We start from the raw sequence: 24,107 nt of genomic DNA, 5'->3' as shown, positions 1-24,107 counted from the left end.
CGCTCCCCCACCACCTGCGCCCCCAGCGCAAAGCACCAAACAGGCGCCTCCAGGTAGTGAGAAGTCCAATCCGCATGCCGATCCCGCAACCGCGCCAGCCCGCGCTGCAGCCACGGGTCCCAGACAGAGCGAAACGACTCCGGCAACCGCCGATGCGCAAAGTCCCCCATCCCCGGCAACTTCCCGAACCAGCCAGGAAGTTCACCGGAAACAAAGAGCGAAGAAGAGGCCAAGATCACAACCCCTCCGGACAAGAAAACTCCCGCAACTCCTTCAACCGAATCGGATGCTGCACGCTGTTCGTCGTCACCTCGAACCGCGTCTTCCGCGCCCCCACCTGGAACGTGATGAAGAACTTCTCCGGCGCATCCCCCGCTTCGAGTTGCCCATCGTCCAAGGTACGGAACAAAGCCCAAGGCCCATCCATCGCCGACCCCGAACTCCCCGTCGTCGACGGCGGACTCACCTGAACGCGCACCTGGTTGCTCCCCTTCGGCCCCGGCCACTGCACCGCCATCGGCACCACCGGCCCATGCGCGTACTTCACGAGCTGCCCGTCCACGTCGAGGATGAACTGCGTGATGCCCGCGTCCATCTCCACCGGCTTGAAGTCCAGCCGCATCGACGGCCCGCGACCGCCGCCGCGGAAGAAGATGTCCTTGATGCGCGCCGCGCGTTCGAACTGCGCCAGCGCCTGCGTGGTGATCGCGCCGCGCTCGGCCACGGGCTTGTAGCGCCACGGCCGGGTGCTGGTGTCAACCAGCGCGGCCAGGCGCTTCTGGAAGAAGTCGTCCATCAGGCCGCCGGCGCCGAACATCTGGCCGAAGTCCTCGGGCAGCACGTCGCGCTTGCTGCTTTGCACGAACGGGTAGCGGCCCGCGATGGCGCGGTTGCAGAACTCGGTCACGGGGCGCAGGTCCTGGCTCAGGTTGCCGCGCTCGGCCACCTGCGCCTGCGCGGCGCCGGTCTGGCTCAGGTTCTCGATCATGCTGCGCACCGGCTCGGGCAGGCGGCCCGCGTCCGACTTGAGCTTGCCGGCCACGTCACCGGGCGGCGGCGAGGTGCGGCCCTTCACGGCCGTGTCGACGGCGTTGAGGTACACGTACACCTCGTTGAAGAGCTTGAGCGCGTCGTCGATCGGCGCGGGCTGGTTCGGGCCGCCCGCAGTGACCAGACGGCGCAGCGACTCGAAGCGGTCGTCCACGATGCTCTCGATGCGCTTGCCCGGCGCCACCTGCTTGCCGGGGTCGCTGCCGAACAGGTCTTCCAGGCCCTTGCGCGTGTTGCGCACGGTCTCGGTGGCCTTGCTGACCACGTCCTTGTTGGCATCGGCCGCAGGGATCAGCGTGGTCTGCTTGACCACCGCACGCAGGAAGTTCGCGAGCGGCGAATCGACGCCCGACAAGATCCGCGCGGTCTCGATGTTCTTCTCCAGACCGCTGACGCGGATCAGCCGCACGTCGGCCAGCAGCGCCTCCCACTGCTTGACGTACTCCTCGAGGTAGAGACGCCGCACGCGGTCGGTGAGCGCGCCGAGCGCCGCGGCGTCGCGCAGGCGTTCGCTGGCGTTGCGGTCCTGCCCCAGCACCCACGGGTCTTCAGCGGCCAGCAGGCCGGTGAGCACCACGACCTCGTTCTGGAAGCGCTTGTGGTACCCGTCGTAGGTGAACATCCCCGGCACGCCCTCGCTCAGCGGCTTGCCGCTGATGCGCTCGAACACCAGCGGACCCGAGGGGCCGGTGGCCTGCGCCACGCTGAAGCCCGGAATGTCCTTGGTGGCGCGCTGGCGCTTGAGGCGGCTGAACACGCGCTGCTCCAGCGGATAGCTCGCGAGCACGGCGCGCACGCTGCGCACCAGGTTCTCGTCCATCTTCAGCGGCGAGCGCGGCGGGCCCTGGGCGATGAGCACGTCGAGCTGGTCCTCGAGCGCCTTGCGCTGGTCTTCGGGAATGCCGCGGTCGAGGTTGCGCGCCCAGTCGAGCGTGATCCAGGCCTTCAGCGCCTCGGGGTCGAAGCGCTCGGGCTGGTAGAGCATCAGATAGCTCTTGAGGGCTTCATAAGTGAACTCGAGGTTGTCCTTCTGCGCGGTGCGCAGCTGGTCCTCGATGCGCTTGGCGATCTGCGGCAGGAAGGCGTCGTTGAGCGCGCGCTGGTGCGTGAGCATGGCGGCGGCATCGAGCTTGTCGCCCTGGTACAGGCCCAGCGTCATCGACAGCGGCTCGTCGCCCTGGCGGTTGTCGGGCGTCTTCCAGATGTCGCGCAGGCCCTGCAGCACGGGCGCGACCTCGACCAGGTTCTGCACGCGCGTCGGCAGCGCGGCCAGCGTCTTCTGCGCGGGCTCGACACGGGCCTCGACCGACTTCAGGTAGTTGTTGTTCTGCCAGGTGCTGTAGCCCCAGGCCGCGAGCAGGCCGACGGTGACCAGCGTCATCGCGGCCACGCCCGCCAGGCGCAGCGTGTTGCGGCGGCGCTCCAGCTTCACGTCGGCGCCGGCCAGGCGCTGCTCGGGGAACACCACCTCGCGCAGCAGCGCGGTAAGAAAGTAGCTGCGTCCGCTCGACTTCTGCGGTGCGAGCATGGCGCGCTCGATGCCGAAGCTGCGCGCCAGGCTGCCCATCACGCGGTCGATCGGGCTGCCCTCCTGCGTGCCGCTGGTGAAGTACACGCCGCGCACCCACGGCGGCTGCGCAAAGCGCGAGCCGGTGAACACCTGTTCGAGCAGATCGGAGAGCAGCGGGCCGACCGAGCCGAACTGCGCCGGAAAGCCGAAGATCGCCGCGCGGCGCGTGCCGTCGGTCTCGCGCTGCATGCGTGCGATGAGGCCGTCGTTGACGCGGTTGTGCAGCAAGGCGAACTCGCGCTGGAAGGCGGCCGACAGGCCCTTCTCTTCAAGCTGCACGTTCTCGTCCGCCGGCAGCGTGAAGCCGAAGACCTGCGCGCGCTGCTCCTTGCCGAGGTCGTCGAAGTAGTCGGTGAAGCCGTAGAGCAGGTCGCTCTTGGTGACAAGCACGTACACCGGCAGGCGCGTGGTGAGCTTGCTGTCGAGCTCGAGCAGCCGCGCGCGGATCGAGGCCGCGAGCTGCGTGCGCGCCTCGGGGCCCTGGCTCAGCAGGTCGCCCACGCTCACGGTGAGGAACACGCCGTTGAGCGGCCGGCGTGGACGCGCCTTCTTCAGCAGCCCGAGGAAGCCTTCCCACGCGCTCTTGTCTTCCGACTGGTGGCTGTCCTGCGTGGTGTAGCGCCCGGCCGTGTCGATGAGCACGGCCTCGTCGGTGAACCACCAGTCGCAGTTGCGCGTGCCGCCCACGCCGCGGATCGCGCCGGGGCCGAACTTCTCGGCCAGCGGGAACGAGAGGCCGGAGTTGACGAGCGCCGTCGTCTTGCCCGCGCCCGGTGCGCCGATGAAGACGTACCACGGCAGGTCGTACAGGTAGCTGCCGCCCGAGATCGACAGCCAGTCGCGCCAGCCCGGCTTCTTGCCGGCGGCATGCAGGCGCATCTGCTTGAGCGTGGCGACGGCTTCGCTGAAGCGCGTGTCGAGGATCTTCTGTTCGCCGTCGACCGGTGCACCGGCCTTGGCGGCGGCCGGCGCCTTCATGAGGCCGTCGGTCAGGTGCTGGCTCGCACGGCGCGCGCGCCAGCGGCGGTACAGCGCGCGCATCACGACGATGAGCACGATGACGCCGATGACGATGGCGCGTGTCATCTCGCCTTCGAGCGGCGCGAGCGAACCGATCTTCACCAGCGGGCCGATCCACCAGATCAGCAGCGCGACGACGATCAGCGCGAGCAGCGTCAGCAGCAGCGGGCTGAACAGGAAGCCGAAGATTTTCTTGATCATTTCGTTGCTCCTGGAACGGGAGCAGCCGGTGCAGCAGCGAGGCGCTCGGGTTCGGTCAGCAGCACGATGTCGACGCGGCGGTTGCGCGCGCGGTTGGCCGGCGTGTCGTTGGCCACCACGGGCTCGGCGTCGGCCTTGCCGTCGGAGCGCATGCGCGCGGGCTCGACCAGCGTGGAGAGCGCGCCCTTCACCGCATCGGCGCGCGCGGCCGACAGGTGCCAGTTCGACGGATAGCGCAGCGAGCGGATCGGCTGGTTGTCGGAGTGGCCGGTGATGAGCACCTCGCCTTTCACCTCGGCCAGCGCCTGCCCGATGCGGCGCAGCACCGGCAGCGAGGCCGCCATCGGCTCGGCGCTGCCCGAGCCGAAGAACGAATCGCCGCGCAGCCGCACCACGCTGCGGTCGGCCTCGTCGGTCACGGTGACCAGGCCCTGCTTGATCTCGGGCTCGAGAAAACGCGCGAGCCGCGGCGACTTGGCCGGCGCGGCGGGCGGTGCGATCTGGATGTTGGGCACACGCAAGCTCGACACGGCCGCGTAGGTGGTGTCGGAGCGGTGGTTGAGCGTGAGCCGCAGGCCGAACCACGCCAGCGCCAGCAGCAGCGCGAAGCCGGCCGCGAACACCCACAGCGGCAGCGACTCGCGCAGCCGCACCGTGCCCGCGCCCTGCCCGCGCCAGTGCGGCGACAGCTCGGGTTCGACGGCCGGACGGTCCTTCGCAATGAGATCGGCCAGGCGCTGTCGCACCGAGTCGAGCTGCGCACGGCCGTTGTCGACCACGCGATAGCGGCCCTCGAAGCCGAGCGCGAGCACGCTGTAGATCAGCTCCAGCAGCTGGCGGTGCGTGGGCACATCTTGTGCGAGCTTGGCCAGCAGCTGGAACACCTTTTCGCCGCCCCAGGTCTCGTTGTGGAACTGCACCAGCAGGCTCTGCTTGTTCCAGCCGGCCTGCACGCCCCAGGGCGTGTTGGCCACGGCTTCGTCGAGCGCGGTGCACAACACATAACGCGCGGCCAGCACCGATTCGTTGCCCACGCCCGCACGGCGTGCCGCGGCATCGAACTGGTTCACCGCATCGGCGGTGGACGCGCGCAGCGCCGGCACATTGGGCGGCTGCGCGAGGTTGCGCAGCTTGCCGATCAGCACCAGCAGCTTGCCCGCGGCCGACACCAGCGGATTGAGCAGGCCGATCTCGCCCACCTCGGCCACGGGCGTCGGGTCGGCGCCGCCGAAGAACGGGGCGGGCGCCGGTGCTGGCGGCGTTCCACCCGGCGTGCGCGGCTTGGGCTTGATGACCGTGCGCTCGGACTCGAAGGCGGCAAAGGGGTCGGGAGGGGTGCTCATGGTGATGTTCCGTTTCCGTCAGCCGGAGGCGGCTAGGAACGAATGGCCCAGAACGCGAGGTCCAAGCCGGGGAAATCGCCCGCGATGTGCATCGCGATGCCGCCCGATTGCTCGAGCTGGCGCCACAGGTCGCTGTTGCGCGTTTCGAGTTCGAAGTAGTTGGCGCCCGTGTGGAAGGGAATCTGGCGCGGCGCCACCGGCATCGGCGTCAACGTGACGCCCGGCAGCGCCAGGTTCACGAGATCGCGGATGCGCTCGACCGGGCCGATCTTCACCTGCGTGGGGAAGCGCGCGCGCAATGCCTCGCTCGGCATGTTCGCGCTCACCGCCAGCACGAAGGTCGCCTTGCGCTGCAGCTCCACGTCGGTCACCACCGCCACGCGCACGCCGTGCTTGCGGTCGTGCAGGTCGATGCGGATGGCCGACTGCTCGAACACCATCGACAGGCTGCGGCGCAGGTCGTCCATCACCGGGCGGAAGCTCAGCGCGAGGTCGTCATGGATGTAGGGCCCGAAGCGCGTCACGCGGCGCGTGTCGCGGAAGCTCGCAAGGTCGCCGGCCAGCCCGAGCGCGTGTTCGAAGAAATGCTGCGGGTGCAGCATCGCGCTCTTGGCCAGGTGCGCAAAGATCGCCTCGTTGCGGTTCACCGCCTGCAGCAGCATGAAGTCGGCGATCTCGGCCACGCCGCCGGTGCCGCCTTGCGTCATGCGCCCCGCCAGCGCCTCGCCGCGCTGGCGCAGCAGGCCCAGCAGCTCGTCGAGCCAGGCGCGGATCACCGCATGGCCGGCCACGTCGAGCAGCGGCGGCAGCATCGTGCGGTCGAGCTGCACCTGGTTGTCGACCCGGCGCTCGACCACGCGAGCCACGCCCAAGGTCGCCCAGGCGTCGGTGGCTTCGCTGGCGCGCATCAGGCGCGTGTGGAGCTGGCCCAGCTGCAGCATCGCGGTGCGCTCGCCGGCCGTGTTGGAGTCGGGCACGTCCGACTCCAGCACGCGGTGGCGCACCAGCTCTTCATATTCTTCAGCGTCGGCCTCGCGCGCCCCGGCGCGGCGCAACGGCAGCGCCAGCACCACGGCCTCGTCGCGCATGGACACAGGAATGTCGATGGGCTCGGGCAGCGGATCGACCGCCGGCATGTCGAACACCGTGCCGTCGCCGAAGATGCCCACCGCCCGCACCAGCGCCAGCTTGCCCAGCGTGAGCGCCGCCGCGTCGATCTCGACTTCGGCGAATCCCCAGGCGTAGGGCGTGGTGGTGCGCAACAGCACATGCCGCGCATGATCGGCATGGCGCTCGCTCTGCTGCAGGTGCTGAGGCTGCAACAGCATCCCCTCGCTCCAGACCACTTTGGTTCGCCAACTCATCCGCACTCCGTCTACGGCAAGGGTGCCGGGAAGTAAGAAGAAACACGAAGTTTCCGGCGCGGGGGGCGGGAGGCAAATCCGCCTTAAGGCCTAGCTAATGGCCTAGGTGGCGGGTGCGAGGTACGGCGAAGGGAGTAGATGGAAATTCGGCGAAAGCCAACCGGTTGGCCTTTCCCGCAGTCTGGTCAGCCGCGAAGCTCGCGGGCCAAAGGCATTCCGGCTCCGAGACCGCGCTCGTGGATCGACAGCGCAATCTCCGCATTCGAGGCCGCAACGGTATCGACGCATGCGTATCCCTCGCTGGCCTGCCGGTCCGCGCGCAGCAGATTGCCGACGCAACCGAGGGTGACGGCGTTCAGTACACCGAAGAGGACGATCAACCCGCCCCCTGCGCTGTCTCCCATCCCACGTGCCACGATGCCGGCCAGAACGCCAGCCACGAGAACCCCGAGCGCCAACGACCACAGGCCATGACGCAACGCCCATATCCAGCCCAGGAAGAAGGCTGGCCAACTCCAGCCTTTCTTGATCACTCGCATGTCGCCGCTAGGGTGCTTGAATATCTTGTAGTTCTTCATTCTTTTCCATGCAATGAGGTTCTACGCTGACGCTCACCATGCGTGGGATTTGTCATGCCGCAAGCCGGTTCTCAGCGCATCCCGGGCTTCGTTGCCGCTGCCGCATGCCCCTGAATCAGCGCCATCTCCACATTGGCAGCTTGCACCACCGCCACCTCCTCATAGCCCCTGCGGATCTGTTGCCCCGCGCGCAAGGCGTTCCCGCCGATGCCGAACCCCACCGACACGACGACGGAGAGCACGTTGAGCAATCCATCCGTGGCCGCCGTTCCGATGGCGTCTTCTCCAACGACGATGAGCGTCGCCACGCCCAATAGGCCCAGCCCCACCCACCACATGCGATGGAAAAGGGCCCAGAACGCCCCGAAGAAAAAACCCGGCCAACACCACCCGTCCTTGACGGCCTGCACATTGCCGAGGGGGTCCTTGAATATCTTGTAGGTCTTCATTGCGTGACTGCCTTCCCGATAGAGATCGTTGTTGTCAGATGTGGACTCTCGCCCCGTCCTCTCTCCAACAGACAGCACACGACGCACAAAGCCGTTCGCAAGAACGCCTTCGACGACAGCAGCCTTCACACGGAAAGAGGTCGCGCAGTGTGGAAGCCACCACGCGTTTGCATTGACAACAATGGTCGCCCGCCGCGACCTGCGTTCAGATACCCGCGCGAAGCGAGTGATTTGTCATGGGCACGGCCTGCGCTGGCCGTGCCTCAGCGGGATGCGCTTGACGCCTTCAGCGCCTCCACCTGCGCCGCATACGCCTTCTCGATCCGCTGCAGCCGCTGCTCCCGCGCCGCATCGTTGACCCACGCCGCCGACAACGCGCGCTGGCGCCCCAGTTGGTATTCGAGCTTCGCTTCCGCCAGCAGCGCGCTGTCGTCCGCCGCGACGTAGCCGTACGCCGCGCGCAGGTTCTTCAGCACCTCGCGCTCGGCGTCGGCGCGCGGGCCCTTGCCCTTGCCGTAGCCGATCAGGAAGGCCTGCAGCTTCGCCTGGAAATCGGGCGGGTAGTCGCGGCGCACCACCATCGGCGCGCCGGGCGGTGGCTCGGATTCCCAGATCACCTGCAACCGCGCGGCCTCGACCGGGAACTGCTGGCGGAAGCGCTCGAAGTCGGTGGTGTTGTTGGTGGCCACGTCGGCATCGCCGTTGGCCACGGCCAGCGCGGTGGCCTGGTGGGTGCCGACGAACTCGCTGCGAAAGCGCGTTTCCATCTCGATCTGGTTGGGCAGAAAGAGCTGGCTCTGCGGCACGATGAAGCCGGTGACCGAGCGGCTGTCGCCGCGCGCGAGTCGCCAGCGTTCGGGCTGGGCCAGCAGGCCCTCGAGCGTGTTGAGCGGCCCGGTCTTGCGCGCGAGCAGCACGGCGCGGTGCTCGGGCATGCCGTCGCGCCGCGCGATCTGCGCCACCACCTTCATGCGCCGCTGCATGACGGCGTCCAGCGCCATCTTGGCCGAGAGAAAGGCCATGTCGATCTCGTCGCGGCCGATGGCACGGTCCAGCTCTTCGTACGACGGCACCGAGTACGCGCTGACGGGCAGGCCCAGCGCACGGCTCATGTCGGCCATGAGCGGCGTCCACAAGGCGCGCGACTCGACAGTGCCGCCCAGCGGCAGCACGCCGAAGCGCACTTCCTTGATCACCGGTGCGCCCTTGGCGGCGGGCGTCGGCGCGGGCTGCGCGCCCGCCGGCCATGGCGCCATCAGCGACGACGACAGGGCCATCGCAAGCAGGGTCCGGCGGTTCAAGGGCTCACATCCTTCAATACGGCGAGCTGCTCGGCGTAGCCGCTCTCCAGGCGCTGCAGCCGCGCCTGGCGCGCCGCGTCGTTGACCCATTGCGCGGTCTTCGCGTTCTGCATGGCGAGCTGGTAGGCCAGCTTGGCGGCGGGCAGCAGCGAGCTGTTGTCGGCGGCCACGAAGCCCGCCAGGTCGTGCAGCGACTTGAGCACCACGCGCTCGGCGTCGCCGCGCGCTCCCTTGCCGCGGCCATACGCGACCAGGAAGGCCTGCACGCGCAGGCGCAGCTCAGGCGGGTACTCGCGGCGCACGACGATCTGCGCGTGCGGGATCAGCTCCGACTCCCACAGCACCTGCAGCCGCTGCGCCTCGGCCGGAAAGCGCAGCTTGAAGCGCTCGAAATCGGCCGAATTGTTGGTCGCCACGTCGGCCTCGTTGTTGGCCACGGCCAGCGCGTTGGCCTGGTGCGTGCCGACGACCTCGCTCAGAAAGCGCGTCTCCATGACGATGTGGTTCGGTAAAAAGAACTGCAGCTGCGGCACGATGAAGCCCGACACCGACTGCCGCTCGCCGCGCGCCAGCCGCCAGCGCTCGGGCTGGTCGACGAGGTTTTTCAGCGTGTTGAAGGGAGGCGCCTTGCGCGTGAGCAGCAGCCCGCGGTAGCCGGGCAGGCCGTCGTGGCGCACGACCTGGGCCACGACCTTCATGCGCTTCTGGCTCACGGCATCGAGTGCCATCTTTCCCGACAGGAACGCCATGTCGACTTCGCCGCGCTGGATGGCCTGCTCCAGCGCTTCGTACGAGTTGACCGAGAGCACGCTCACCGGCCGCTGGATGGCGCGGCTGAGTTCGGCCAGCAGCGGGTCCCAGTCGCTGCGCGACTCGAAGGCACCGCCCAGCGGCAGGATGCCGAAGCGCACCGGCGCGTCCGCGGCGGGCGCCGACGCCTGCGCCGCCGCCAGCAGCGGCAGCAGCAGGAGCCCCATGGCCAGCGCCAGGGCCGCACGGCGGCCGGTGCCGGGAAAACTGCCGAAACGACGCAAGAAGGCGTGCATGGAAGGAGCGGAAGACACGGGGCCCGCGGCGAGCCGGCGGGGTCTAACATGGGCGACGCGGACGCCATTACATCCCAAATGCGAGTCTTTCTCGTGATGTTTTTCCGGTCTTCCCTGTTCGGGGCCGTGGCCCTAAGCTCGCGCCCCATGCGTTCAAGGCCTTCATGAACTGGAACTTCCGCCTCCTGCGCGGGCTGGCCCGCCTCACCTTCGCCCAGCAGCTGATCCTGCTGGCGCTGGTGCCGGCGACGGCAGCCACGCTGGTGGCCATCGCGGTGCTCACGCGCCAGCACCTGGGCAACCTCACCGAGCTGATGCGCGCCAACGCGCAGACGGTGGCGCTGCAGGTGGCCACGGTGGCGCAGGCGCCGCTGGCGCGCATGGACCGCCGCGCGCTGGCGCGCACCGCGCAGACGGGCACCTACCAGCCGCACGTGCAGCAGGTGCAGATCTGGACCGAGGACGGCGAGATCGTCGCCAACTCCGAGACCGTCGACCGCCGCCGCGGCGAGGGCCTGCAGGTGGTGGTTCCGATCGTCAGCGACGACGGCCGGCACAACGGCAAGGTGATGGTCGAGATCGGGCTGGACGCGGTGCAGAGCGCGCGCCGCTCGGTCTGGCTCAACGTGGCGCTGGTGCTGGCCATGAGCCTGCTGGGCGTGGGGCTGGCCGGCTGGTGGGCGGCGCGCCGCATCAGCGAGCCGATCCGCGCGCTGGGCGAGGCGGTCGACCGGCTCGGCGCGGGCGAGGCCGCCAGCGTGGCGATCGAAGGCACCTCGGAGGTGCGCCACCTGCAGCACGGCTTCAACCAGGCGGCACGCGCGCTCGCCGAAAGCCACCGGCTGCTGCAAAGCCGCATCAACGAGGCCACGGCCGAGCTGGCGCGCAAGAACCAGCTGCTCGAAGTGGCCAGCCAGGCCAAGACGCGGCTGCTGGCCGCCGCCAGCCACGACCTGCGCCAGCCGCTGCATGCGCTCACGCTGTTCTCCGACGGACTGGCCAACGGCGAGACCGACCCGGTGAAGCTGCAGCGCATCGGCCACATCCGCGAGTGCGTGGATTCGCTCGACCGGCTGTTCTCGGAGCTGCTGAACCTGTCGCAGCTCGACGCCGGCGTGCTGCAGCCGCAGTGGGCCGACTTTCCGCTCGACCGGCTGTTCGACGAGATCAGCCGCAACTTCCGCCCCGTCGCCGAGCAGCAGGGCCTGCGGCTGGTGGTGCGCAAGACCGAGCTGTGGGTGCGCTGCGACTACGTGATGCTCTCGCGCATCCTGAACAACCTGGTGTCGAACTCGCTGCGCCACACGGTCGAGGGCGGCGTGCTGATCGGCGCGCGCGCCCGCGGCAAGGGCGTGCGCATCGACGTGGTCGACACCGGCGTGGGCATTGCCGCGCACCACCAGGCGCGGGTGTTCGAGGAGTTCTACCAGGTCGAGCCGGCCAGCCGCAGCAACGCGCCCGGCGGCGCGCGCGGCATGGGCCTGGGGCTGGCCACGGTGCAGCGGCTGGCCGAGCTGCTGAACACGCGCGTCGAGCTCAGCTCGCGCCTGAACAAGGGCACCTGCGTGCGCGTGCAGGTGCGCGCCGCGCCCGCCGCGCTGCCGGCGCCGGTGGCACCGGCACCCGCGGCGACCAGCGCCGACGACGAGAGCAACGGCGACAGCCTGGCGGACCTGCGCATCCTCGTCATCGACGACGAACGCACGATCCTCGAAGGCCTGAGCGTGGTGCTGTCCAACTGGGGCGCCACGGTGCTGGCCGCGCAGACGCGCGCCGAGGCGCTGGCGCTGGCCGACCACTGGGACACGCCGCCCGACGTGGTGGTGAGCGACCTGCTGCTGCAGGGCGGCGACAACGGCCTCGATGTGATCGCCGCGCTCGAGCGCCACCCCAACGGCATCGGCGCCGGCACCGCGCGCCTGCTGGTCACCGGCGAGACCAAGCCCGACCGGCTGCGCGAGGTGGCCGCCGCCGGCATCGCCGTGCTCTACAAGCCGGTGTCGCCGCGCGTGCTGCGCCAGGCGATCCAGGCACAGCGCGCGGCCGCGCTGGTGATTGCCGCGGGCCTCTGACACGGTACCTTCCCGGTAGGCGCCGGGTAGTCCGTCGGACATAGACCAAGCAGCCGCCGCGGTGTGATCTTCCTCACACGCGCAGGCCCTCGCGCATGCGGGCATAAGCCCTCCGCCTTATCGCGGGAAACAGGGCGCGTCCTTACATTGGACCATTGCCTCTCGCTGCACAAAGCAGTCCATGTCCGTCGCTGTGAACCCTCCCATTCCGCTTTTCTCCGGAAGAGTGCACCGTGCTGTCCACGCGCTGCTGGCCTTCGGCCTCGTGCTGTGCCTGGCCGCCGCGCCGCGCGTGGCATCGGCGGCCACGCTGACGGTGCTCGTCGGCGACGACCAGGCCGCGTCGGCCGAGTTCGTGCAGCAATTGCGCACCGGCCAGTCGGCCTCCGGCAAGTTCGAACTCGTGCGCATCGGACCGGGCGCCCCGGCCGCGGAGCCGGCCAGCACCGACACCGAGCCCGCCGCCAACACCGGCGTGCGCACGCGCAGCCTGCGCACCGCGAGCGACGCGGGCCTCACCGTGGCGGTCGGCACCGCCGCTGCGCGCGCCGCCCTCGAACGGCCCGGTGCCGAGCCGCTGGTGCTCGCGATGCTGAGCCGCCTCGACTACGAGACCCTCAAGGCCGCCAGCCCCGTTGCCCTGCGGCGCGGCGACCGGCGCGTGGGCGTGCTGCTGCGCGACCCGGCCATGGCCGACCAGCTCGCACTGGTGAACGCCGTGCTGCCGCAGAAGCGCCGCCTGGGCATCATCGCCACGCCCGAATCCGAACCGCTGGTGCGCGAGTTGCAGCGCGCCGCGCAGAACGCCAACCCGGCCTGGGACCTGCAGGTCGAGATCGCGCCCGACGCGCGCTCGCTCGCCGCCGCGCTGCGCGCCCTGGTGCCGCGCAGCGACGCCCTCATGGTGCTGCCCGACCTCATCGGCGACAGCCAGGCCGCCACGCTCTCGGTGCTGCATGCCGGCGCCGGCGCGGGCCTTCCGGTGTTCGGCGCCAGCGAGGGGCTGGTGCGCTCGGGCGGTCTGGCGGCGGCGGTCTCCACGCCCGGCCAGCTCGCGCAACAGGCGCGCCAGCTCGGCCAGAAGGTGGCCAGCGCAGGCAGCACCGGCAACAACAGCCCGCTGGTGGAGGCGGCCACGCCGGCCACCGTGCGGATCAACGCGACCGTGGCACGCGGGCTCGGCCTGCGTCCGCCGGAGGAACGGGAGCTCACCGAACGACTCGCAGCCCCGCGATGAGCACCACGCCGGTCCCCCCGAGCCCGCTGTCCCGCCCGACGGCGGCGGGAGCGGCCACGGCGACCGAATCGCCGCCGCCCCCTCCCTCGCCGGCCGCCGCTTCGCTCGTCGTGCGCGGCAACCTGCAGCGCGACCTGTTCCGCCTGGGCGTCGTGCCCTGCGCCGCGGTGGCGCTGGCGCTCACCGGCTGGTTCACGCACAACCGGCTGCAGACGCTCGAAGCCGCCTTCGACGCCGAAGGCCAGGCCGTCGCCAAGCAGGTGGCGGCGATGTCCGACCTGAGCCTGTACGCGGGCGACCTGCCGGCCCTGCAGAACGTGGCCTCGGCCGCGTTGCGCGGCGGACAGGTGACGCGGGTGGAGATCAGCAACAGCGCGGGCGTGTACGTCACGGCCGGGCCCAAGAACGAATCGCTCGCGCAGCTGCGCATGTTCAGCGCGCCGGTCACGCTGCGCGAAGCCTCGCGCGCCAGCGCCTTCGCGCCGGCCGGCTCCACCGCGGCGGGCGACACGCCCATCGGGCTGGTGCAGACCTTCCGCGACACCACCGCCTACACGCACGAGCGCAGCCGCTCGCTCATCGCCGGCATCGGCATCGCGCTGGTCGCGCTGCTGGCGGCCTGGGCCTCGGTGCGCCACATGGCGCGCACGGTGGCGCGGCCGCTGCGGCGCGTGTCGCGCACCGTGGCGGCGCTGGAGGCCGGCCACTTCGAGGTGCGCTGCGATGTGGTCGAAGGCGGCACGCGCGGCACGCACGAGCTGGCCGTGCTCGCGCACGACATCGACCGCCTCGCCGAACGCCTGCAATACAACCGCCAGGTGAGCGAGGAGCGCGTGCGCGAGGCCACCGCCGTCGCGCTGCAGCGCATGGCAGAGGCCGAGCAGGCCGCGCTGTCGCGTGCGCGCTTTCTCGCGGCCGCGAGCCATGACCTGCGCCAGCCGCTGCATGCCATGGGCCTGTTCATCGACGGCCTGCTGCCCAGCGCCACCGAGGCGCAGCGCCCGGCCGTGCTGCGGCTGCAGGAGAGCACCGGCTTCATGGGCGTGCTGCTGGACGACCTGCTGGAAATTTCGCGCCTGGATGCGCAGGTGCTCACGCCCGCCATCACGCGCGTCTCGCTGGCCGCGCTGTTCGACCAGCTCGACGCGCAGCACGCGCCCGCCGCCAGCGCGGCGCAGGTGCGGCTGCACTGGCGCGACCGCGGCCTGGCGGTGCGCAGCGACGCGGCCATGGTGCAGCGCATCGTCGGCAACCTCGTGGCCAACGCGCTGCGCCATGCGCCCGAGGGTGGCACCGTGCTGGTGGCCGCGCGGCGCAGCCGGGCCGGCGTGCGCATCGAGGTGCGCGACAACGGCGTGGGCATCGCACCCATTCACCAGGGCCGCATCTTCGAAGAGTTCTACCAGGTGGCCAACACCGAGCGCGACCGGCGCCGCGGCTTCGGCCTGGGGCTGGCGATCTGCGCGCGCATCGCCACCCTGCTGGGCACCCGCATCACCGTGCGCTCGGCGCTGCAGGCGGGCAGCACCTTCGCGTTCACGCTGCCGCCCGCGCGCAAGGCCGACGTCGCGCCGCCCGAGCCCGCCCCGGTCGCACCGGCGCCGCTGGCGGGCCTGCGCTGCCTCGTGGTCGACGACGACCCCGCCATCCTCGACGGCACGCACGCGCTGCTCACGCAATGGGGCTGCGAGGTCGAATGCGTCACCACCGGCGCCGAGGCGCTGGCGCGGCTGGGCACCGGCGACATCGTCTACGACGCCGTGCTGTGCGACCTGCAACTGGCCGGCGACGCCGACGGCGTGGAAGTGATCGATGCCGCGCGCCGCCTGCAGCCCGGCGCGCTCGCCGTGCTGGTGTCGGGCGCCACCGGCCCCGAGGTGCTGCAGCGGCTGCGCCACGGCGGCGTGACGCTGTTGACCAAACCGGTGGCGCCGGCCAAGCTGCGCGCACTGCTCACCACGCGGCGCCACGCGCCCGGCGCCTGACCACGCATGCCCACCGCCATCGACCTGAAAGACGTCCGTCCCTTCGTCGCCACGCCCTGCCACGGCGGCGCGGTCGGCACCGAGTGCGCGCGCAGCCTGCTCGGCCTGGTGAACCTCGCCTGGACCCACGGCTTTGCGATGCAGACGCGCTTTCTCGACGGCGACAGCCTCGTCACGCGCGCGCGCAACCGGCTGGCCGCCGAGTTCCTGGCCGACACGCGCTGGACGCACCTGTTCTGGATCGATGCCGACATCGGCTTCGAGCCCGAGGCCGCACTGCGGCTGCTGGGCGCGGGCCGCGACGTGGTGGCCGGCGTGTACCCGCACAAGAGCGACGGCTGGCCCGAAGGCGGCCTGCGCGCGCCGCTGCCGGCCGGCACCACGCGCGCCGACTTCGAGGCGCTGCATGCGGCATTTCCGGTCAACGTGAACGATGCGGGCGCACGCGTGGACGTCGACGGTTTTCTCGAAGTGCTGGACGCGCCCACCGGCTTCATGCTGATCGCGCGCCGCGTGCTTGAGCAGATGGCGCAGGCGCTGCCCGAACTGCGCTACACGCCCGACCGCATGGACGACCCGGTCGCCGCGGCGCGGCCGCACTACCGCTTCTTCGACGTGTTTGCCGAACCGAACAACGGGCGCTACCTCAGCGAGGACTACGGCTTCTGCCGCCGCTGGCAATCGATCGGCGGGCGCGTGCATGTCGACACGCGCTCGCGGCTGTCGCACCAGGGCCTGCGCACCTACCGCGGCGACTTCGCGAGAACGCTGGGGCTGGGCGGCTGAGCCGCTTGCAGGTCGGGCGGCAAGGTGCGGCGGTCGTAGTCGCGGTCGGCCTCGATGCGCATCAGCTGCAGCCCCGGGCCTTCCTCCGCGAGGTAGTCGTAGCCGATGGTCTGGAATTGCCGCGCCGGATCGAGCCGCGTGTAGAGGTCGCGCCGCGCCACGCGGTCGGCGTGACGGATGCTCTTCAGGTGGTAGAGCCGGTAGCGGCTGTAGAACATCAGGCCGTGGCGCTGCGCGTCGTCGGGCAGCCACGGGCCGTGCAATTCCGGACTCGATTCAAACGAGATCCGCTGCGGCAACCGGAACAGTCGCGCGCGCGACTTGCAGCCCCACGGGCCGTCGCTGCGCCAGGCGTCGGGCGTGTTCCAGAGTTCGCAGGACACGAGCGACAGGCTGGCGAGCTGGTGTTCGGGCAGCGAATCGACGGTGGCGTGCAGGTGACTAAGGAACAACGTTTCGTAGCGCTCGTCGGCATCGCACACCAGCACCCAGCCTGCGCCGTGGCGGCGCGCGGCTTCGAGCAGGCGGCGCTTGTTCTCGTTCTCGCGCCAGACGTGCGTGCCGTCGTCGCACGGCGGGTTCGACAGCAGTTCCAGCAGCATCGGTTCGCGTCGCAGGATGTCGGCGGTGCCGTCGGTCGAACCGTCGTCGAGCGCGACGATGCCGTCCACATGACCGCGCAGGTGGTCGAGACAACCCGGCAGACAGCGTGCCTCGTTGCGCAGCTGCAGCACGCAGATGATGCGCAGCCGCGACGTGAGACGCGGCGCGATCGGCGGGGGCGCGCACCGCGGGCAATGAAAGGCGCTGGGCTCGTGGTGCAGCAGGCGCGCGCAGACCTCGCACTGGCGGCGCGAGCCCATCGGCACCACCGGTGCGGCGGCCGGCCAGGCCGGTGCTTCGGCGGGCCATGCGCGGGCGCTGTCGTCGCGTGCGATGCGCCCGAAGTCGCGGCCCCAGCCGGCATCGCCCGCGCGCGCCTCGTGCGGCGTGCATTTGATCCAGTCGACGTCGCGGTCGAACTGCTCGCCGCCCGTGCGCGTCTCGTCCGACAGGTGCAGCAGGTGCGCGTCCGGGCAGGCCAGCAGCTGCCAGCCCGCCATCTCCAGGCGCACGCGCAGGTTGTCGTCGTCGCCACCCCACTCTTCGAACGATTCGTCGTAACCATGCACCGCTTCGAAGGCCTCGCGCGCGCAGCACAGCGAGCCGTAGAAGGTCTGCAGCAGCAGCTCGGGCGGCACCTGGCGCGCGAAGACGGCCTCGAGCGTGTCCGTGAGTTCGTCGAAACGCGCAAAGCCGACGCGGCCGACCGCGACGCCGCGCGCGTGCCCCATCGCGGCGTGCAACAGCAGGGCCAGCGCATCGCCGGCGTAGACGGACTCGGGCGAATGGACCAGCACGAAGCGCCCCGCACTGCCGCGCACGCCGGCGTTGATGGCCTTGCACGGCGGACGCCATGCATGTGCGACGTCGTTGACGAGCACCTTCCAGCGGATCTGCGGAAAGCGTTCGACCAGCGCCAGCACGCCGGCTTCCTCGCCGGGCTCGTCGAGCGCGATCACCACCTCGATGCCGGGCCACGCCCAATACCCCGCATTCATCGGCAGCACGCGTTCGAATTCGGCAAGCTTGCGGTAGAAAGGCAGCACGACGCTGAGCCACGGACGGTTCGTGTCAGCCTCTTGATTGCTTGACGTCATGATGTTCACTGCATCGCTCCTTCAGCGATGACGCACCGGAGATGCCCATGCAAGGCTGCTACATCAATCTCGAGCGAAGCACCGAGCGCCGTGCCGCGATGGACGCGCAGTTGCAGCGGCTCGGGCTGACGAATGTCCGGCGACACGCAGCCGTCGACGCACAGGCACTCGCGCCCGGCAACACGGCGATCACGCCCGGCGAGCGTGCCTGCTTTCTCTCGCACACCGAAGCCCTGACCCGCGCGAACCCCGGCGAAGCACTCCTGGTGCTCGAGGACGACGCACAGCTCAGCGAGGCCCTGCCGGCCGTGCTGCGCAGCGGCGCGCTCGCGCAGCTCGAAGCCGAGGGCTGCGATATCGCTTTTCTCGAATGCCAGCCCGTGACCTCGACGCAGCACCTGCTCGCGCTCTGGCACAGCCTGCAACGGCGCCTGCCGCCGCAAGGCAGTGGCGCGCCGCGCCATGCGCTGACCGGCATCGACTTCCTCGACGCGCGCACGCTCTACAACTGGGGCGCGGTCGCCTACCTCGTCACGCCGAAGGGCCTGCGCGTGCTGCCCGCGCTGCTGCAAGAGGCGCTCGCGCACGGGCCCCTGCAACCCTACGACCTGACGCTGGGCAGCTTCCTGCGCGATGGCCGCCTGCAAGGCGTGGTGCTCTCGCCCTTCCTCGCCACGCCCGCCTCCGGCAGCCACGCCGATAGCACCCTCGGCAGCCCCGCGGAATCGGCCGCGCACGACGTGCTCGGCGGTGCGCTGCGGCGCCTTTTCTTCGCCGGCCCGCTCGACGGCCTCGAGGCCCATGTCGCGCCGTGGCGCCACGCCCCGCTCACCGACGACCCGCAGTTGCGGCTGCTCGCGGACCTGATGGCGCAGCTCTTCGTGCTCACGGCCCGCGATCACGCGCCGCGCTGACACTTTCTCAAAAATCCGAACAGCCGTTGCGCCGCTCGGTGTTCACGCAGCTCAGCAGGTTGGGCCGCGAACGCACGCGCGACCATTCGCGCGCCAGCACGTCGGCGCCCTGCTGCGCGCGGTCGCCGTCCAACGGCCCGGTGGCCAGGCAGATCGGCGCCTGGCCGATGTTCCGGTCGTACAGGTACGAGGTCAGCGGCTCGCGCACCACGTCCACCGAGGGCAGCAACGGCAGGCCGCTCACGCGCAGCTGGCCCGGCACCACGCGCACGGCGTAGCCCTCGGCCGAAGTGAAGGTGCCGTTGATCGGGTACAGGCCCGTCGGGCTGCCCGGCAGCGCCGGCGAGAACATCGAGCCGCTGAAGCCCGCCCCGGTGTCGCCCAGGATCAGGCCGGTGAGGCTGTAGATGAAGAAGGGGTTGGGCGCGCCCACGGTGCGCGAGGCATCGGCGATCACGATGGTCGCCGTCGGCTGCTGCGCGTAGATGAAGTGGTTGTCGCCCGGCGTCACGGTCACGGTGCACAGGCCCAGGTAGGCGCAGTGATAGAAGTTCGGCAGCGGGCCCGAGCCGGCCAGGCCGCCGCGCGTTTCGCCGACCCAGGTGTCGGCCCACACGCGCCACAGCGCACCCGAGATGCCATGGCCGCCCGGGTTCTGGAAGCGCGCCGCCGCCACGAGGTCGGTGCCGCTGCTGCTGCTGACCGGCGCGCCCAGCGTGAGGTCGCCGCTCAGCGTGCGCACGAACACGGTGTTCGCGGCCATCGAATCGGCCGACGTGACCTGCGGCAGGTTGCCCGCCGCATCGAAACCCGTGACCGACACCGGCCCGATGGTGACCGCGTTCGCATCCACGTAGGCAAAGCCGCCGGCCGCACCGCCGCCCACCGTGGCCACGTCGTTGCCCGGGTTGCGCAGATCGACACTGCCGTTGCGCGAGCGCGCGAGCAGCGTGCCCGCCGTGATCGTGCCCGCGCCCGACTGGCTCACGTTGCCGGCCGACAGCAGCCCCAGCGTCGCGGCCGAGACCGGCGCGTTGAGCGCGATGCCGCCGCCACCGCCTTCGTTCTGCAAGGTGAGCGCACCGGAAGTCGTGAGCGCGCCCGCCACCGTGATGGCGCCCGCGTGCGTGGTGCTGCCTGCGACGATGGTCGGCGCCGACAGCTGCGCGAACTCCGCGCCCGACACCGAGAAGCCGTTGACCGTCGGCCCGCCCAGCACGATGGGCGTGGCCGTGTCGTCCGACGCGACCATGTTGACATCGACCCCGCCCGGGCGCAGGTCGATGGTGCCGGCCGCGACCACCGGCGCCTCGATCACGATCGAATCGCCGCTGCCGTCGTTGCTCGCGCGCAGCAGCACGTTGCCGCTGCTGCGGATGCCGGGCAGCGCGCCCGGCGCGGTCGGTGCGCCGCCGGCCTGCAGCACGACGCCGCGCCCGCCGTTCTGCGAACGGCCCGTGACCTCGATGTTGCCGCCGCCCGTGGTGACGAGCTGCGCACCGTTCTCCAGCCGCACGCCGCTGTCTTCGGTGACGCCCGGCGCCGAGGGGTCGTTGTTGAAGTTGTAGCCGCGCACCGCGATGTTGCCGCTGCCGGTGGTGATGGAGCTGCCGCCGTTGATGAGCACGCCGTGCGCCGCCGCGAAGGTCGACGAAGCCTGGCGCCGCGCCACGCCCTGCACCGTGACGTTGCCGCTGGTGGTGCTGATGGTGCTCGGGCCGAGCTGGCCGCTGGTGATGACCACACCGCTGTCCCACGTGGTCGAGGTGCCGCGGATGTCCACGTTGCCGGTGGCGGTGGCGATGCGCGCGCCCTGCAGCAGCACGTCGCCGCCCTCGATGCGCACGTTGCCGCCCGCGCCCGCGTCGCTCTGGCCGACGCGCGTGTCGACCTGCACGTCCTGCGTGAGCACCACGGTGCCGGTGGGCGCGCCGGGCTGGCCGCTGAGCAGCGACACGTTGCCGCCGTCGGTGATGACCTGCCCGCCGTTCAGGCGGATGAAGCCGCTGCCGGGCGTGCCCGTGCCCAGCGCGTTCATCGTCACGCTGCCGCCCTGCGTGAGGATGTTGCCCCCGAAGTCGATGAAGCCGCTGTTGCCCGAGGGCGTGCCGTCGGGGTTGACGCCCGCGTTCATCACCACGTTCAGGTCGTCGCCGCCGGTCGCGCGGATGGTGGTGCCCGGCGTGCGCGTCTGGATGCCGCTGGCGGCGTCCAGCTGCAGCGTGAGCGGGCCCTTGGAGCCGGTGTAGTTGATGTCGACGTCGGCATCGAGCGTGATGACGCCGCCACCGCCCGTGCCGGTGCCCGTCGTGATCTTCACGCTGGTGCCGCCGTTGAGCGCGGTGTTGATGTCGCCGTCCTGGATGGTCGAGTTGGCGACCGCGTCGTAGGGGTTGGTCGGCAGCGTGCCCGCGGCCGTGCCGTGGGCGATGGTGAGGTCGAAGGGGTCGATGAACCACTGCCCCGCCGAGCCCACCGGTGCCGACGCGTCGACGCGCGCGCCGCGCAGGTCGAAGCGCCCGGCCGAGGTCTCGATGCGCCCGCCGTCGCCGCCGGCCGCGCCGCCGCGCGCCGAGAGCTGGCCGTGCGCGCGCAGCGACTCGGTCGCCACCACCTTGATGCTGCCGCCGTTGCCTGCGCCCGTGCCCGCGTTGGCTTCCAGGCGCGTGTTGCCGCCGACGGCGATGGCGTTGGTGGCCGCGATGTCGATGCTGCCGCCGCCGGTCGCGCCGCTGGCGTCCAGGCGCGCCACCGCGGGCGAGCCGTCGGAATTTGTGGCGCCGTCGATGAGCACGTTGCGCCCTTGCACCGAGATGCTGCCGCCCTTGCCGCTGTCGCTGGCCACCGAGGCCAGCGTGCCGACGCTGGTGCCCACGCCGGAGAAGGAGGTGACCATGCGCATCGAGATGTCGGTGCCCTGGGCGTCGATGGCGATGGTGCCGCCGCTGGTGCGCAGCGCCGTCGGATGGTCGGCGTCGGCCGTGACGGCCACGCCGTAGGTGGGCGTGGTGGACGGCGTGATGATGATGTCGGGGCTGCCGAGCGTGGCGCTGAAGCCTTCGCTGCCCGCGTGGCCGATCACGTCGATGCGCCGGCCCGCGCCGGCCGAGACCGCGCCCCGGATGGCGACGCCGTTGCCGCCGCCGGCCGACATGTTCCCCGCCGCAAAGCCCGTGTCGGTGCGCAGGCCGTCGAGGTTCGCGCCCTGGCCTTCGATGCGCACGTCGCGCTCGCCGGCGACGGTGGCGTCGTCGATGACGACCGCCGTGCTGGCGCCCACCGCGGCGCCGCCGATGTTGGAAGTCCAGGTCGGGCCCTGGCCCTTGATGCCGATGTCGCCCACCGACTTCAGCACCGCGCCGCTGCTGATGGCGACGCCGCTGCGCCCGTAGCCCGCGAGGCCGTCGAGCTGCAGGCCGCCGGCGCCCGCTCCGACCGTGCCGCCCGTGATCGACACGCCGTTGCTGCCGCGGAAGATGAAGTCGCTGTTGTTCTGGTCGTCGATCCAGGTGCGGCCCTGGCCGCGCATCGTCACGCGGCCGTCCCCGCCGGTCGTGACCTGGCTGCCGGCCAGCGTCACGCCGTCGCGCCACACGAAGTCGCCGGTGTCGCCGCCGAGCGGGACGATGCCACCGATGGCACGGCCGTTCTGCGCGTCGCCCTGGCCGAAGAAGCGCACGTCGCCGCCGTTGGCCGCGATGGTCGCGCCGGTCAGCACGATGGCGCCGGCATAGTCGGTCTCCGCAGAAGGGTTGCCGCTGCTGTTGTTGATGTTCTTCGCGTTGGTGGCGACGCGCCCGGTCGCGTCGGCGTTGAAGTCGACGTGCAGCGCGCCTTGCTGCGATGTGATGGCCGAGCCCTCGTTCATCACGATGCTGCCGGCCGAATCGACGCGCAGCCGCGCCGTGCCGCCCTCGCTCTTGACGACCTGCACATCGGGCGCAAAGGTCACGCCCGCGCCGAGGCCGGTGCGCCCGCTCGCCAGCGTCACGTCGGTGCCGCGGCCCAGCGTGTCGCCGACACTGCCGGCGCTCAGGGAGCCGCCGGTGAAGGCCGGCAATTTGCTGTCATACGCCGACACGTTGCCGGCCTCGACGATGCCCAGGTCCGACTGCTTCGCGCTCACGCGCCAGCTGCCGTTGACGCCGCCCTGCGCACCACCGCCTGCGTCCACACGCACGGCCTGCACACGCACCGCATCGGCTTCGTTCGAGATCGCACCGCCCTTGCCGTCGCCCGCGCCACGCGCGGTCATCTCGCCGTAGGCCTGCAGCCGCGACTCGCGCTCGGGCGCCGGATCGGCCTCGCCGACCAGGGCCTGGCCCTGGGCACTGGCCGTCGTGATCGTGCCGCCCGCGCCGCCCGTGGTGGCGTCGGCGCGCAGCACCGAGGTGGACGACAGCGCCACGTCGTAGCCGTGCACCGACACGCTGCCGCCGCCGGCCTGGCCGCTGGCGTCGATCACCGCGCGCTGGTCGCCGCCGCCGGTGCCTTCGATGCGCACCTGCCCCGCCGCGATGCGGATGGTGCCGCCGCGCTGCCCCGCGCCCATGCCGGTGGCGTCGAGCGTGCCGCCGTTCATCTCGATGCGGTTGTTGCTGCCGGCGCCGAGCACGATCTCGCCGTTGACGTTCTCCAGCGTGCGCGCGCGCACCGTGCCCGACTGGTTCACCACCAGCTCGCCCGCCGTGGTGGAACTGCCGATGAGCATCACGCGCCCGCCGTCGGCCTGCAAGGTGGCGCCCGCGGCGTTGACCACCTTGGCGCTGGTGGCCATGGCATCGGCCGCGACCACGAGGTTCGTGAGCCCGTCGTTGCCCAGGTCGAAGCTGATCTTGCGGCCCGAGGCCAGTGCGACGGTGCCGCGGTTGGCGGTGATGCTGCCGGTGTTGGTCACCTCGGCGCCCATCAGCACCACGGGGCCACCGGTGGCGGTGAGCACGCCGGCGTTGCTCACGGCCGTGGTCTTGTTGTCGTCGCGCAGGAAATCGAGCTTGGTGCTGGTACCGGCGAGGAAGTCGACGTCGGGGGTGTTCAGTGCCAGCGTAGACGCCACGAGGCCGCCCACGTTGACCGTCGCGCCCTGGCTGAACATCACGCCATTCGGGTTGACGAGGAACACGCGCCCGGGGGACGTGAGCTGTCCGGCGATGGTCGAGAGCTCGTTGCCCGTCACGCGGTTGAGCAGGATGCTGGCCGCGGCCTGCGACGGGTTGGTGTGGCTGATGTTGACCGCGTCCTTGGCACCGATGGAGAAGCTGTTCCAGTTGATGATCGCGCGCAGCGATGACTGCGAGATGCCCAGCGCCTGTCCGCCCGCGCTGGAGGCCGACGTGGTGGTGCCCACGGTCACGCCGCCCAGCGTGGTGTAGCCGCCCGGCAGGAAGCTCGGCAGGATGGTTTGTGCCAGCGCCGGGGCCAGGCCCATGCAGGCAATCGAAAGCGCCAGCGGACGCAGCGGATGCCGGGGTTGGAAGTTCCGTGGCTTCAT

At 70.9% G+C, this 24,107-nt stretch carries 15 protein-coding genes; 5 read left to right on the top strand and 10 right to left on the bottom strand.

Annotated features, from left to right (window positions below):
• The 8 genes from tagF to phnD (AC07XP_RS23630) all read right to left on the bottom strand — a co-directional run.
• Nucleotides 1-233, bottom strand: a 233-nt coding sequence (gene tagF, locus AC07XP_RS23665; protein ID WP_495266044.1) for a type VI secretion system-associated protein TagF, incomplete at its 3' end; no start/stop codon positions are given.
• Between the two features lie 2 nt (nucleotides 234-235).
• A complete protein-coding gene (gene tssM, locus AC07XP_RS23660; protein WP_495266043.1) occupies nucleotides 236-3,841 on the bottom strand; it encodes a type VI secretion system membrane subunit TssM in 3,606 nt (1,201 codons plus the stop codon).
• Nucleotides 3,838-5,184, bottom strand: a complete 1,347-nt coding sequence (locus tag AC07XP_RS23655) for a DotU family type VI secretion system protein (RefSeq protein WP_307697150.1) — start codon at nucleotides 5,182-5,184, stop codon at nucleotides 3,838-3,840. Before AC07XP_RS23655 ends, tssM begins: the two co-directional genes overlap by 4 nt.
• Before the next feature lie 32 nt (nucleotides 5,185-5,216).
• The gene (gene tssK / locus AC07XP_RS23650; RefSeq protein ID WP_495266042.1) at nucleotides 5,217-6,548 is read right to left on the bottom strand and encodes a type VI secretion system baseplate subunit TssK; all 1,332 of its coding nucleotides are present in this window, start codon (nucleotides 6,546-6,548) and stop codon (nucleotides 5,217-5,219) included.
• 185 nt (nucleotides 6,549-6,733) lie between these two features.
• Nucleotides 6,734-7,126 (bottom strand): DUF2628 domain-containing protein, encoded by a 393-nt coding sequence (locus AC07XP_RS23645; RefSeq protein ID WP_495266041.1) that lies wholly within the window; start codon nucleotides 7,124-7,126, stop codon nucleotides 6,734-6,736.
• A 71-nt stretch (nucleotides 7,127-7,197) separates the two neighbouring features.
• Entirely contained in the window at nucleotides 7,198-7,575 is a 378-nt protein-coding gene (locus tag AC07XP_RS23640) for a DUF2628 domain-containing protein (RefSeq protein ID WP_495266040.1), read from the bottom strand.
• A 263-nt stretch (nucleotides 7,576-7,838) separates the two neighbouring features.
• Nucleotides 7,839-8,852: a phosphate/phosphite/phosphonate ABC transporter substrate-binding protein gene (phnD, locus tag AC07XP_RS23635; protein ID WP_495266045.1), complete on the bottom strand. Its 1,014-nt coding sequence runs from the start codon at nucleotides 8,850-8,852 to the stop codon at nucleotides 7,839-7,841.
• Between the two features lie 20 nt (nucleotides 8,853-8,872).
• Nucleotides 8,873-9,922, bottom strand: coding sequence for a phosphate/phosphite/phosphonate ABC transporter substrate-binding protein (phnD, locus tag AC07XP_RS23630; protein WP_495266039.1), 1,050 nt, complete (start codon nucleotides 9,920-9,922; stop codon nucleotides 8,873-8,875).
• A gap of 164 nt (nucleotides 9,923-10,086) precedes the next feature.
• Here phnD (AC07XP_RS23630) and AC07XP_RS23625 point away from each other — a divergent pair, with 164 nt between their 5' ends.
• The 4 genes from AC07XP_RS23625 (at nucleotide 10,087) to AC07XP_RS23610 (ending at nucleotide 16,002) form a co-directional block, all read left to right on the top strand.
• Nucleotides 10,087-11,994: an ATP-binding response regulator gene (locus AC07XP_RS23625; protein WP_495266038.1), complete on the top strand. Its 1,908-nt coding sequence runs from the start codon at nucleotides 10,087-10,089 to the stop codon at nucleotides 11,992-11,994.
• A 226-nt stretch (nucleotides 11,995-12,220) separates the two neighbouring features.
• Complete coding sequence (locus AC07XP_RS23620) at nucleotides 12,221-13,231, top strand: ABC transporter substrate binding protein (RefSeq protein ID WP_495266037.1); 1,011 nt, start codon at nucleotides 12,221-12,223, stop codon at nucleotides 13,229-13,231.
• Nucleotides 13,228-15,216 carry a hybrid sensor histidine kinase/response regulator gene (locus AC07XP_RS23615; protein WP_495266036.1) on the top strand — a complete coding sequence of 663 codons (1,989 nt, stop codon included), beginning with the start codon at nucleotides 13,228-13,230 and terminating at the stop codon, nucleotides 15,214-15,216. The genes AC07XP_RS23620 and AC07XP_RS23615 overlap by 4 nt, the downstream gene beginning before the upstream one ends.
• Nucleotides 15,217-15,222: 6 nt before the next feature.
• On the top strand, nucleotides 15,223-16,002 hold the full coding sequence (locus AC07XP_RS23610; protein ID WP_495266035.1) for a hypothetical protein: 780 nt from the start codon (nucleotides 15,223-15,225) through the stop codon (nucleotides 16,000-16,002).
• Here the strand turns inward: AC07XP_RS23610 and AC07XP_RS23605 are convergent.
• A complete protein-coding gene (locus AC07XP_RS23605) occupies nucleotides 15,960-17,702 on the bottom strand; it encodes a galactosyltransferase-related protein (RefSeq protein ID WP_495266034.1) in 1,743 nt (580 codons plus the stop codon). The two genes, AC07XP_RS23610 and AC07XP_RS23605, sit on opposite strands and share 43 nt — an antisense overlap.
• A 47-nt stretch (nucleotides 17,703-17,749) precedes the next feature.
• Here AC07XP_RS23605 and AC07XP_RS23600 point away from each other — a divergent pair, with 47 nt between their 5' ends.
• Nucleotides 17,750-18,616: a glycosyltransferase family 25 protein gene (locus AC07XP_RS23600; RefSeq protein WP_495266033.1), complete on the top strand. Its 867-nt coding sequence runs from the start codon at nucleotides 17,750-17,752 to the stop codon at nucleotides 18,614-18,616.
• Between the two features lie 7 nt (nucleotides 18,617-18,623).
• Here the strand turns inward: AC07XP_RS23600 and AC07XP_RS23595 are convergent, their stop codons facing one another.
• Complete coding sequence (locus tag AC07XP_RS23595; RefSeq protein WP_495266032.1) at nucleotides 18,624-24,107, bottom strand: two-partner secretion domain-containing protein; 5,484 nt, start codon at nucleotides 24,105-24,107, stop codon at nucleotides 18,624-18,626.

It is taken from the genome of Variovorax sp. GW531-E2, assembly GCF_059423125.1.
This window is presented reverse-complemented; position numbering and strand designations above follow the sequence as displayed.